The 11846-nt window shown below is 73.0% G+C and carries 13 protein-coding genes; 8 read left to right on the forward strand and 5 right to left on the reverse strand.

Features of this window, described 5'->3' with window-relative positions:
- From IE321_RS38490 to IE321_RS38515, 6 genes are all read left to right on the forward strand, one after another.
- Positions 1-339 (forward strand): transporter associated domain-containing protein (locus IE321_RS38490; RefSeq protein WP_308439747.1); only part of this gene is annotated, 339 nt, incomplete at its 5' end.
- On the forward strand, positions 336-1352 hold the full coding sequence (locus tag IE321_RS38495; protein ID WP_190226341.1) for a hemolysin family protein: 1017 nt from the start codon (positions 336-338) through the stop codon (positions 1350-1352). The genes IE321_RS38490 and IE321_RS38495, both read left to right, overlap by 4 nt.
- 173 nt (positions 1353-1525) lie before the next feature.
- Positions 1526-2845: a hemolysin family protein gene (locus IE321_RS38500; protein ID WP_190226342.1), complete on the forward strand. Its 1320-nt coding sequence runs from the start codon at positions 1526-1528 to the stop codon at positions 2843-2845.
- On the forward strand, positions 2842-3861 hold the full coding sequence (locus IE321_RS38505; RefSeq protein ID WP_190226343.1) for a hemolysin family protein: 1020 nt from the start codon (positions 2842-2844) through the stop codon (positions 3859-3861). Before IE321_RS38500 ends, IE321_RS38505 begins: the two co-directional genes overlap by 4 nt.
- A gap of 317 nt (positions 3862-4178) precedes the next feature.
- Positions 4179-4403 (forward strand): hypothetical protein, encoded by a 225-nt coding sequence (locus IE321_RS38510; RefSeq protein ID WP_190226344.1) that lies wholly within the window; start codon positions 4179-4181, stop codon positions 4401-4403.
- A gap of 223 nt (positions 4404-4626) precedes the next feature.
- On the forward strand, positions 4627-5634 hold the full coding sequence (locus tag IE321_RS38515) for a sporulation protein (protein ID WP_190226345.1): 1008 nt from the start codon (positions 4627-4629) through the stop codon (positions 5632-5634).
- A 40-nt stretch (positions 5635-5674) separates the two neighbouring features.
- Here IE321_RS38515 and IE321_RS38520 read toward each other — a convergent pair whose 3' ends face one another.
- The 4 genes from IE321_RS38520 to IE321_RS38535 form a co-directional block, all read right to left on the reverse strand.
- The gene (locus tag IE321_RS38520) at positions 5675-6607 is read right to left on the reverse strand and encodes a M56 family metallopeptidase (protein WP_190226346.1); all 933 of its coding nucleotides are present in this window, start codon (positions 6605-6607) and stop codon (positions 5675-5677) included.
- 4 nt (positions 6608-6611) lie between these two features.
- Positions 6612-7016, reverse strand: a complete 405-nt coding sequence (locus IE321_RS38525; RefSeq protein WP_043220445.1) for a BlaI/MecI/CopY family transcriptional regulator — start codon at positions 7014-7016, stop codon at positions 6612-6614.
- Between the two features lie 146 nt (positions 7017-7162).
- Positions 7163-8404, reverse strand: coding sequence for an MFS transporter (locus IE321_RS38530; RefSeq protein WP_190226347.1), 1242 nt, complete (start codon positions 8402-8404; stop codon positions 7163-7165).
- 114 nt (positions 8405-8518) lie between these two features.
- On the reverse strand, positions 8519-8941 hold the full coding sequence (locus tag IE321_RS38535; protein ID WP_190226348.1) for a MerR family transcriptional regulator: 423 nt from the start codon (positions 8939-8941) through the stop codon (positions 8519-8521).
- Positions 8942-8996: 55 nt separating this feature from the next.
- On the opposite strand from IE321_RS38535, the gene IE321_RS38540 reads away from it, so the two are divergent.
- Positions 8997-9968: an SDR family NAD(P)-dependent oxidoreductase gene (locus tag IE321_RS38540; protein ID WP_190226349.1), complete on the forward strand. Its 972-nt coding sequence runs from the start codon at positions 8997-8999 to the stop codon at positions 9966-9968.
- Positions 9969-10050: 82 nt separating this feature from the next.
- Positions 10051-11082, forward strand: coding sequence for a hypothetical protein (locus IE321_RS38545; RefSeq protein ID WP_190226350.1), 1032 nt, complete (start codon positions 10051-10053; stop codon positions 11080-11082).
- Positions 11083-11134: 52 nt separating this feature from the next.
- On the opposite strand, the gene IE321_RS38550 is transcribed toward IE321_RS38545, so the two are convergent.
- The coding region (locus IE321_RS38550) for an aldo/keto reductase (RefSeq protein WP_190226351.1) at positions 11135-11846 on the reverse strand (712 nt) is incomplete at its 5' end.

The raw sequence follows: 11846 nt of genomic DNA on the forward strand, positions 1-11846 counted from the left end.
GTCGTCGGCGAGGTCCGCGACGAGCACGACCCCGCCGAGGTCCCCGACCTGCTCCCCGCACCGCCCACCGACGACGGCCGGGCCACCTGGGAGGCCGACGGCGGGGTACGGATCGACCAGCTCGCCCGGATAGGGCTGCGCGCCCCGGACGGCCCGTCCGAGACGGCCGCCGGACTCATCGCCACCCGCCTCGGACGCATCCCCGCGCAGGGCGACGCCGTTCTGCTCGACGGCTGGCGACTCGACGTGCTCGACGTCGCGCACCACCGGGTGGACCGCGTCCACCTGACCGAGCCCGCCCGCGTCCTGGAGCCCGAGAACGCCGGAGTGCCCCGATGACCGCGCTCCAGCTCACCATCGGCTTCCTCACCCTCCTGACGAACGCCTTCTTCGTCGGCGGCGAGTTCTCGATGATCTCCGTCCGGCGCAGTCAGATCGAGCCGCTCGCCCGCGAGGGCGACCGGCGTGCCCGGATGACGCTGTGGGGCCTGGAGCACATCTCCGCGCTCCTGGCGACCGCCCAGCTCGGCATCACCGTCTCCTCGCTCGGGCTCGGCGCCGTGGCCGAGCCCGCGATCGCGCACCTCCTTGAGCCGGTCTTCGAGGCGGCCCACGTGCCGCACGGCCTCGTGCACCCGATCGCCTTCGTCATCGCGCTGACCCTGGCCACGTACGCGCACATGCTCATCGGCGAGATGGTCCCCAAGAACATCGCGCTCGCCGCGCCGGTGCGGACGGCCCTGTTCCTAGGGCCGCCGATGGTGGCCCTCACCCGCGCGCTCAAGCCGGTCGTCCTCGGCGTCAACGCCTTCGCGAACCTCCTCCTGCGTCTCCTGCGGGTCGAACCGAAGGACGAGGTCGCCGCCGTCTACACCGACGACCAGCTCGCCCGCATGGTCCAGGACACCAGCGCCGCCGGACTCCTCTCGCCCGCCGACGGCGAGCGGCTGCGCGACGCCCTGGAACTCGGCACCCGCCCGGTCGGCGAGATCCTCGTTCCCGCCGCACGGATGGTCACGGTCGACCACCGGATCACCCCGGCGCGGCTGGAACGGACGGCGGCCCGCGCCGGCTACTCCCGTTTCCCGGTCCGCGCCGCCACGGGCGCCGTCCTCGGCTACATACACATCAAGGACACCCTCGGTGTCGCCGACCTCGACAAGCCCTTCGCGCGGACCGCCTTCCACGCCGGCACCCGGGTGCGCGTCGACACCCCGCTGGACGACACCCTCACGGTCCTGCGCGCCGCCGGCAGCCACCTCGCCGCCGTCACCGGCGAGTCCGGCACCGTCCTCGGCTACGTGACGATGGAGGACGTCCTGGAGGAACTGGTGGGCCCCGCCACCGTGTGAGCCCCGGTGTCCCCGCCCCGGTCCCGGCCCCACGGGTTCCGTGACCGAGGCCCGCCGCGTACCCGTACACCCCCGACCGATCACCGCCCCACCCGCCTCACGGCCCCACGAAGGAGCACCCGCTTGCCCGCCAGAACGACGCATCCCGCCCGCTCGAAGGGGTGCGACAGCCGATGAACGCCGCTCTCGGCCTGCTGGCCGTCCTCGTCCTGACCGCCGGCACCGGCTACTTCGTCGCCCAGGAGTTCTCGTACGTCGCCGCCGACCGGATCGCCCTCGCCCGCGAGGCGGAGGCCGGCGACCAGCGGGCCGCCCGCGCGCTGAAGGTGCTCGAACGCCTCTCCTTCATGCTGTCCGGCGCCCAGCTCGGCATCACCGTCACCGGCCTGGTCGTCGGCTTCCTCGCCGAGCCGTCCGTCTCCGCCTTCCTCAAGCCCGCGCTGGAGGACACGGGCCTGTCGGACGGGGCCGTGTCGGCGATCTCGGTCGTCCTCGCCTTCGTGATCGCGACCGTGCTCCAGATGGTCCTGGGCGAACTCGCGCCGAAGAACCTCGCGCTCGCCGTCCCCGAACGCCTCGCGAAGTCGCTGGCCTCCTCGACCCTCCTCTACCTGAAGGTCGTCGGCCCGGTCGTCCGGGTCTTCGACGGGGCCGCCAACAAGCTCCTGCGCAAGGTCGGCATCGAGCCCGTCGAGGAACTGCACCACGGTGCCACCCTGGAGGAGCTCAGCCACCTCATCGGCGAATCCCACGAACAGGGACAGCTCCCGGCCGACACCGCCGAACTCCTGGACCACGCCCTGGAGTTCTCCGAGCGGACCCTGGACGAGGTGATGGTGCCGCGCGCCGACGCCGTCTTCGTCCGCAAGGACGCCACGCTCACCGAGGCCGTCGAGCTGATCGCCCGGCACGGCCACTCCAACTACCCCGTCCTCGGCGACCACCCGGACGACATCGCCGGCGTCCTGGGTGTGCGCGACCTCGCGCGGCTGCCCGCGGACCGCTTCGGCACCCTGACCGCGGCCGAGGCCGACCGCTCGCCCCTGCTGCTGCCCGACACGCTGCCGCTGCCCCAGGCGGTCGCGCGGATGCGGGAGGCGGACGACGAGTTCGCCGTCGTCCTGGACGAGCACGGCGGCATCGCCGGCATCGTCACCTACGAGGACATCGCGGAGGAGCTCGTCGGCGACATCGCCGACGAGAGCGACACGGTCGTCGCGCTCGCCGTCCCCGACGGCGACGGCTGGCGCGTGGACGCGGGCCGCCGCCTCGACGAGATCGAGGACGCCACCGGCATTGCGCTGCCCGGGGACGACGACTACGACACCGTCGCCGGCCTGGTCATCGACCGTCTCGGGCGTTTCCCGACCATCGGGGACCACCTCGTCGTCGACGTCGTCCGCATCGACGTCCTCAGCCTCGATCGCCACGTCCCCGGCCGCGTCCGGATCGAGAAGACCGACTCCCAGCCGGCCGAGGAGACCCAGGCATGAGCTTCCCCATGGCCCTGTTCATCACCGTGCTGCTCCTCATCGGCAACGGCTTCTTCGTCGGCGCCGAGTTCGCGCTCGTCTCCGCCAAGCGCCACCGTGTCGAGAAGGCCGTCGCCGACGGCCGGCGCGGCGCCAAGGCCGCTCTCGCCGGCATGCGCGAGCTCTCCCTGATGCTCGCGGGGGCCCAGCTCGGCATCACCCTGTGCACCCTCGGCCTCGGTGCCATCTCCAAGCCCGCCATCTCCCACGAGCTCGACCCGCTGCTCGTGAAGCTCGGCCTGCCGGAAGCGCTCAGCTACGGCATCGCGTTCGCCGTCGCCATGATCGTCGTGGTCTTCCTCCACATGGTCCTCGGCGAGATGGCCCCCAAGTCCTGGGCCATCGCCCACCCCGAACGCTCCGCCATGCTCCTCACCCCGCCGTTCCGGGCCCTGGTCAAGACCGTACGGCCCCTGATCTGGCTCCTCAACAAGGTCAGCAACGCCCTCGTCCGGCTGTGCCGCGTCCAGCCGCGCGACGAGCTCACCGCCGTCCACAACCGCGAGCAGCTCACCCACCTCGTTGAGGAGTCCGAACGCCTCGGCCTGATCAACAAGACCGACTCCCAGCTCATCACCCGTTCCCTCACCGAGCCCCAGACCCCGGTCGCCGAACTCCAGACCCCGGCCGCCGACATCGTCGCCGACCTGGCCGAGGCCGGCCTCGACGCGGTCCTCGCCCTGGCGTCCGAAGCCGACCGCTCCCGCCTCCTGGTCAGGGACGGCGACCGCGTCCTCGGCTCGGTCCACGCCCGCGACGCCCTCGTCGCCCGCACCCGCGGCCGGAGCCTGACCGCGCGGGACCTCGCCCGCCCCGTGCCCGAACTGGAGGCCACGGAGACGGTCTCCGGGGCGATCGAGCAGCTGCGCCGCCGCCGGGCCTCCCTAGCCCTCGTACGCGACGGCGAGGGCACGCTGACGGGCCTGGTGAGCCTGGACGACCTGCTGGTCCGGATCATGGGGCCGCAGACGGCCTGAGGCCGACACCTCCCGTGACCCGGTATCGACGAACGGTTTCGGACGATGTTGGCGGAGAACCGGTCACGCGGCTCGCCGGAGACGCGCCCCCACCTATCCTCTACAAGCGTGTAGAGGCACGGTGGTCGTGTCTCCCGGGTCGCCGGAGGTTCGTCATGGCTTCGACGCCGAGGTACGTGCGCCGGCCCCATGCGCTCGCGGCACCGGGCGCCGCCCCGTAGTCGCCCCCCGCGCGTCCGGCGCCCCGCCCGTGTGGGTGAGGCGCCGGACCTCGTCGCCCCGCCCACGCCCCGCACACGAATCCGAGGTGACCCCACATGGCAGACGACGCTACGGACCGGGAAACGGCACTGCTCGCCGGAGGGCCCGCCGACGGGGTCCGCGTGCGGGTCCGGGGGAGGCCCGGCCTGATCCAGGTGACGTACGCCTGCGAGGTGGAGGAACCCCGGGAGGGCATGCGCGCGACGGCCGTGTACGTCTACCGCCGCGACGGGCGCTCCCCGGAGAGCCTGCGGTACGGGTACGACCCGGCCGCCCCCTGACGCGTGACCTCTTTCCGCGGGCGGACGGGGGAGAGGTGGGCGCGGCGAAGGCCTTGCGGCCGCGTCCGTTTCTCCGGTGCGGGTCGCCCTTCGCGGCGACCCGCACCGATCGCGTTCACCCGCTCTCCCGTGGACCCCTATGCTTCTACACGGCTGTAGATAGTTGGTCGAATCGCGGCCCAAGCGCCGCACCGTACAAGCGATATGAAGGAGTGAACGCCCGATGGTGTTCAAGCGTCTGCTCGGCTCGCTCGGCGTAGGGGGCCCCTCGGTGGACACCGTGCTCGAACCGGGTGCCGTGACACCCGGCGGCGTCGTCGCCGGGCAGGTCCACCTCCAGGGCGGCAACACCGACTTCGCGATCGAGCACATCACCCTGGAGCTCGTCGCCCACGTCGAGGCGGAGTACGACGAGGGCGAGGCGGAAGGCATGGTCGCCTTCCACCAGCACGTCGTCGCGGGCGGCTTCCGCCTCGCGGAAGACGAGCGCCGCAGCGTGCCGTTCTCCTTCACGCTGCCGTGGGAGACCCCGATCACCGAGCTGTACGGGCAGGGCCTCGGCGTCGTCCTCGGCATCCGCACCGAACTCGGCGTCGCCGGCGCCAAGGACAAGGGCGACCTCGACCCGCTCGCCGTCCGCCCCCTCCCCGCCCAGGAGGCGATCCTGGAGGCGCTCGGCCAGCTGGGCTTCGGCTTCAAGTCCGCGGACCTGGAACTCGGCCGCATCGGGGGAACGGGCCAACAGCTCCCCTTCTACCAGGAGATCGAGCTGACCCCGGCGCCGCGATACGCCCAGCGGATCAACGAGCTCGAGGTGACCTTCCTCGCCGCCCCCGCCGGCCTGGAGGGCGTCCTGGAGGCGGACCGGCGCGGCGGCTTCTCCTCCGGGGGACACGACGCGCTGACCCGCTTCACGGTCGGTCACCACGACGTCGAGCAGGCCGACCGGAACGCCGAGATCGACGGCTGGATCCGACGGCTCGTCGAGCACCACGCCCCGGACGGTCCGTACGGGCACGCCGGCGGCGCGCTCTTCGCCCAGGGCGGCCACGGTGGCCACCCCGGTGACGGCCACCGTTCCGGCCCCGGCGTGGGCACGGCGGTCGCCGCGGGTGCGGCGGGCCTGGCCGTCGGCGTCGTCGGCGGCATGGTGGCCGCCGAGGTCGTCGACGAGGTGGGCGACTTCTTCGAGGGAGAGGTCGAGGAGGACGACGAGGTCGACGAGGGCTGAACAGCCCGACCGCACCGCACGGGGACGGGCCCCCGTCCCTTCACATGGGTGTGGCCGCGTGAAGGATGAAGAAGAGCGTCACGGCCGCGTTCGCGGACGAGAACGCCGAGACGGTCGTCCCCGCGGTCGCGCCCCAGGCGGCCAGGCCGACGGCGGTGAACGCCGGTGGCCAGATCCGCGGCGAGGGAGCCGGCCCGAGCAGGGCCGCCACCCGGCGCGGCACCGGCCCGGCCGCCTCGGCGAAGTGGGCCAGCGGCACCACCGGCGAACCCCGCGAGATCAGCGCCGACTTGCCCACCGCCCGCGCCACGGTCCGCCGGCTCCCCACGGCCTCGGCCGCCTCCTCGTCCGCCCACCGCTCGGTGGAGTAGACGACCGCCGTACGCAGCGGCCGCAGGAACGGGTTCGCGCGGGCCGCGAGTCGCACGGTCAGCAGGAACCGGTGATGACGACCGTCCAGATGCGCCCGCTCATGGGCGAACAGCGCCCGTCGCTCACCCGAACTCAGCCCGGCCAGCATGCCCGTCGTGACGACGATCCGGTCGCGCCTGCCGGGCAGGGCGTAGGCGTACGGGGAAGGATCGGGCAGCACCGCCACCGAGGAGCCGGCCAGCCCGCCGAGCGCCCGCTCGGCCCGCCTCCGCACCCGCAGATGGCGCCAGGCGGTCACCGTACAGGCGGCGACCACGGCGACGAGGGCGGGGATCGCGATCCGGCCGGCGACCTCGTCATGGGGCACGGCCGCGCGGACCTCGGGATCCGACCATCCGTCGGGCAGCGGGTTACCGGGCAACTGGGCGGTGCCCACCACCACGAGCAGTCCGAGACACAGCGTGCTGCACACGGCGAGCACCGCCGCCACCGCGCTCAGCAGCCACGTCGCGGCCCGGGGGTGCAGATGGTGCTCGGCGAGCCGGGCGACGGGCCAGGCCGTCAACGGCAGGACCAGCGGCAGGAAGACGAAGACCCCCATGGCCCTAGTCTCCCTCCTCCGAGGGCTCCGCGGCCTCCAACAGCGCACGCAGCAAACGTTCGTCACCCGGCGAGAGCGTGCTGACGAAGCTCGTGAGCACGGCCTCCCGGTCGTCCTCGGAATCCAGCACCCGCCGCATCCTCAGCGCGGCCAGCCCCGCCTCGTCCGCGACGGCCGTCCACTGGAACGAGCGCCCCGACCGCTCCCGCGCGACCGCCCCCTTGACGTGCAGCCGGGTCAGGATGGTCACCACCGTCGTATAGGCGAGGTCACCGCCGATCCGCTCCCGCACCCAGCCCGCGGTCGCCGGCCCCGGCGCCGCCCGCAACGCGGCCAGCACCTGCGTCTCCAGCTCCCCCTGCCCACGCCTGCGCGGAGCCGCCCGGTCGTCGCCCCTGTGCCCCGTCATGCCCTCGGCCTCCCGCCGTCCAGGCGCCGCCTACCGCCGCGAGCGCGGTTCATCGTACTGACCGCTCCACGCCGGCCCCGCCCGACCGTTCCCCGCGTGCGGGCTCCTCGCCGGCGTGCGGGAACGCGCGCGCCGGACCGCGACGGTCAGGCGACGGCGACGTCCGGCTGCGGCCGGGTCCGCATGCCCCAGCGGGCGAGGGAGGGGCCGGCGGCGCCGAGCGCCGCGAAGAACAGCGCCAGCAACAGCCAGCCCGCCGCGCCGAGGCCGAGCACCACCGTGGTCAGGATCGCGGGAGCGAGGGCCTGGCCCGCGTTGAAGCCGAGGCCGAGGACCCCCTGGTACTGGCCCTGGGCGTGGTCGGGGGCGAGCCCGAAACCCAGGGCGAAGCACGCCGAGGACTCCCAGACCTCCGCCAGGCTGTGGACGAAGATCGCACCCAGGACCAGTCCTGTCGCCGCCCAGACCGGGGCGTACGCCGCCAGTGCCATCATCGGGCAGCTGACGAGGAAGAGCAGCCCCGCGACGCGGAACGCCCTGCCGCCGTCGTACGGGGTCTCGACGCGGGAGCCGATCCTGGTCTGCATCAGGACGCAGAAGGCGGAGTTGACTCCGAACAGCGCGGCCACCGTCCAGTTCGGCGTCTCGGTGTGCTCGGAGATCCAGATCGGCAGCAGCAGGGAGACCACCGGGTACTGCAGTCCCATGGCTCCGTAGAGGGCGGTGAACGTCAGGAACGGACGGTCCGCGAAGACGAGCCAGCGGCGCTGTCGCGGTGGCGCCGGCAGCACCGGATAGCGGGGCAGCAGGAGCAGCAGCACCGAACACAGGGCGAAGCTCGCCGCGTTGCCGAGAATCAGCGTGACATAGGCACCGTGGGTGCCCGCGGCGAGCGCCAGCCCGGCACCCACCGTTCCCAGGATGACGCCCAGGTTGACGAAGGTCCGCAGCTTCGCCCGGAACAGGGCCTGCCGCTCACCCCCGACCCGGGCCACCAGTGCGCCCCACGCCGCCCCTCCGACCGCCGCGGCGATCTGGTCGACCGTCGCGACGATCGTGAGCGCGGCCCAGCTCTCGACGAGTACGAGGGTCGCCATCGACACCGCCTGGACCGCGAGGGCCAGCATCATGATCACGCGTGCGCCGCGCCGGTCGGCGAGATGGCCCCCGGGTATCCCCGCGCACAGGCCGACCACTCCGGCGATGGTGAGCGCGGCGCCCACCTGCACCGCGGGCAGGCCCACGACCAAGGTGAAGTAGAGCGCCGACGCCGCGTTGAACAGACCGTTGCCGACCCGGTTGACGAAGCTGGCGGCGACCAGCACGCGCTCCGGACCGTTGTCTCCCGCCCACCGGCCTATGCGGCCCGCCCCATCCCCCTTGATCATGGACCGCAGGCTAACAGTGCCGCGGAATCCGTCGCGGTCGTCCGAAGGCAGCGTGCCTCGGGCGTGACCGGCCGGGCCCGTCCGCGAGACGTGACGCGTCCGTCCGCGCTCTCCTCAGACCGTCGGGTCCCAGAGCCCGCCGGCTTCGCCGTCGGCGAGGTGCTCCGCGTAGACACCGACCTTCCAGGCGATGACGGATCGGCACTCCTCCAGCGCCTCGATCTGTGCGTCGACGCGCAGGCGGTGGGCGTCGAGCAGGCGCAGCCGTTCCGCCTCGTTGCCCGGTCCCTGGCGTACCAGTTCGGCGAAGCGCTGGAGGTCGGCGATCGGCATGCCTGATGCGCGGAGCTTGACGCAGATCAGCAGCCAGTCGACATCGAAGGAGGTGTAGCGCCGCCGGCCGCCCGACGAGCGCCGGACCGGGCCGACGAGCAGCCCCTCGCGCTCGTAGAAGCGCAGGGCGTGCACGCTCAGTCCGGTCTGCTCGGCCACCTCGCCGATGCTCAGCGACCGCGCGGCGGCATCGTCGGTCGTCATGCGGCTCACCCCTGGACTTGATCTAGACCTCGCTCTAGATCGTAGCGTTCACGTCATGACCGCTACCGATCAACAGCCGCTCGGCTCGCCCTTCTCCGCCGCCACCACCGCCGAGGACGTCATGGCCGGCCGTGACCTCTCCGGCACGACCGCGGTGGTGACCGGGGGCTACTCCGGGCTCGGCCTGGAGACCACCCGGGCCCTGACCGCCGCCGGGGCCCGGGTCGTCGTTCCCGCTCGTCGCCCCGACGTCGCCCGTGCCGCCTTGAGGGACGTCAAGGGCAGCGAGGTCGTCCCCATGGACCTGGCCGACCTCGACAGCGTCCGCTCGGCCGCCGCGCACATCAGCGACCTGATCGACCGGATCGACCTCCTGATGGCCGTCGCCGGCGTCATGGCCACTCCGGAGCGACGCGTCGGGCCCGGCTGGGAAGGCCAGCTCACCGCCAACCACTTCGGGCACTTCACCCTCACGTCCGAGCTCTATCCGCTCCTGGCCGCCGCGGGCGGTGCGCGCGTCGTGGTGAACAGCTCCGCCGGCCACACCCTGACCGGCATCCGCCGGCACGATCCGCACTTCCGCACCGGCTACGACCGGTGGCTGGCCTACGGCCAGGCCAAGACCGCCAACGCCCTGTTCGCCGTGCACCTCGACGCCCTCGGGCGGGGCGACGGGGTCCGGGCGTTCGCCCTGCACCCCGGCAAGATCATCACGGGTCTCCAGCGGGAGATGAAACTCGAGGAGCAGATCGAACGAGGATGGGTGGACGAGCACGGCCACGTGGTCGGCGCGGACTTCAAGACCCCCTCCCAGGGAGCGGCCACCGGCCTGTGGGCTGCCACCTCCCCGCTCCTCGACGGCAGCGGCGGGCTCTACCTGGAGGACTGCGACGTCGCCCGCGTCTCCGCCCCCGACACCCCCATGGACGACGGCGGCGTGCGCGCGTACGCCGTCGACCCCGAGGAGGCCGCCTGGCTCTGGGACCTGTCCGTCGCCCTGACCGGCGCCACCCCGATCACCCGGTGAACCCACGCCCGCGGAGGGCACACCGCGCGCCGCCGGGGGGTGTGGGGCGGCCGGGATCGGCGGGTGCCTAGGGTCAGGTCCCATGACGAGGACCACGCCCCCGCGCCCGCTCGACGTCGAGGCGCTCTTCCCGGAGCTGGCTGCTCACCGGGGTACGACGACGCGGCTCCACCCGCGGCCGGGCAGCCCGCTGGTGTCGGACAGTTCGGTGGGCGGTCCGATGTCGTGGCCGGCGGAGGAACCGTGGCCGGTGTGCGGGGAGGCCCATGGCCGCGGGCGGGGCCGGCGCCCGGCCGACATCCACCGCTACCGGCGGACCCTGGCCGCCGCGTGGGCCCGGGAGCAGAACCCGGGGCCCACGGAGGGGGAACGAGAGCTCCTGGCCGAGCTGAGCCTGGAGCACCGGGTCCCGGGGGCTTCGGACGTGGATCCGCTGCCGATGATCGGCCTGGCGCAGCTGTACCGGCGGGATGTTCCGGACCTTCCCGTCGGGCCGGACGGCTGCGACCTGCTCCAGGTGTTCTGGTGTCCCTTCCACGCGCACGGCCCGGGCCGCCACGACCTGGAGCTGTACCTGCGCCGACGGCGGTCGGGGGAGGTCGGCCGCGTGCTGGGCGATCCGCCGCAGCCGCTGGTCGTCGGGTCCGAGGGGCTCGTCCCCGAGCCCTGTGTGCTGCACCCGGAGCAGGTGACCACGTACCCCTTCGCCGGCCTCCTGCCCGAGGGTCTCTGCGCCCGGATCGACACCTGGGAGGAAGCCCTGGAGGAGGCGGCCGAGCGGCCGACCGAGGAGAACGCGGCCCGGCCGGTCTCCTACCAGTACGACCTGTCCATCCCGCCCGGCTGGCGCGTCGGCGGCTACGCCTCCTGGCACAAGACGGACCCGTACCCCATGGACTGCCGGGCCTGCGGGACACCGATGCGCCTGCTGCTGACCATCGACAGTTCGGAGTGGGACGGCGGCAGTGGCAGCTGGAAGCCGCTGGAGGACCGCGACCTGCCCACCCACTTGTACTCCACGCCCACCGGCGTCACCGTGGGCCGATTCGGCGAACTCAACGTCTTCGTCTGCCCCGCCGATCCCGACCATCCGCACGGTTGGAGCATCCAGTAGCCCGTCGGCACGGGATTTCACCTGGTGCGGCCTGACCGCCCTTCAGGTGGGGTCAGTTGAACTGGTCCGGGTGCGGGCCGGTGCGCAGGTCGCGGTCGAGGCCGGCGAGCGCGGCCATCTCGTCGTCGGTGAGGGTGAAGTCGAAGACGTCGAGGTTCTGCCGGATGCGCGCGGGCGTCACCGACTTGGGGATGACGATGTTCCCGAGCTGCAGGTGCCAGCGCAGGACGACCTGGGCGGGGGACTTGCCGTGTCGGCCGGCGATGACGGTGACGGCCTCGTCGCCCAGGCCGGCGCCCTGGGCGAGCGGGCTCCACGCCTCGGTGGCGATGCCCAGCTCGGCGTGCACGGCGCGCAGTTCGTTCTGCTGGAGGCCGGGGTGCAGCTCGACCTGGTTGACGGCCGGGACGAGGCCGGCGCCGTCGATCAGCCGCTTCAGGTGGTCGGGCTGGAAGTTGGAGACGCCCGCGGCGCGGACCCGGCCGTCGGCGACGAGCTTCTCGATGGCCTTCCAGGTCTCCTCGTACAGGTCGCGGGCCGGGGTGGGCCAGTGGATCAGGTACAGGTCGACGTGGTCGAGGCCGAGCTTGGCGAGGCTGTCGTCGAAGGCGCGGAGTGTGGCGTCGTGGCCCTGGTCGGTGTTCCACAGCTTGGTGGTGACGAAGAGCTCCTCGCGGGGGATCCCGGAGGCGGCGAGGGCCTTGCCGATGCCGGCCTCGTTGCCGTAGATCGCCGCGGTGTCGATGGAGCGGTAGCCGGCCTCC

Origin of the sequence: Streptomyces hydrogenans (assembly GCF_014656075.1) — a bacterium.
In the GTDB taxonomy this organism is placed as follows: Bacteria; Actinomycetota; Actinomycetes; order Streptomycetales; family Streptomycetaceae; genus Streptomyces; species Streptomyces hydrogenans.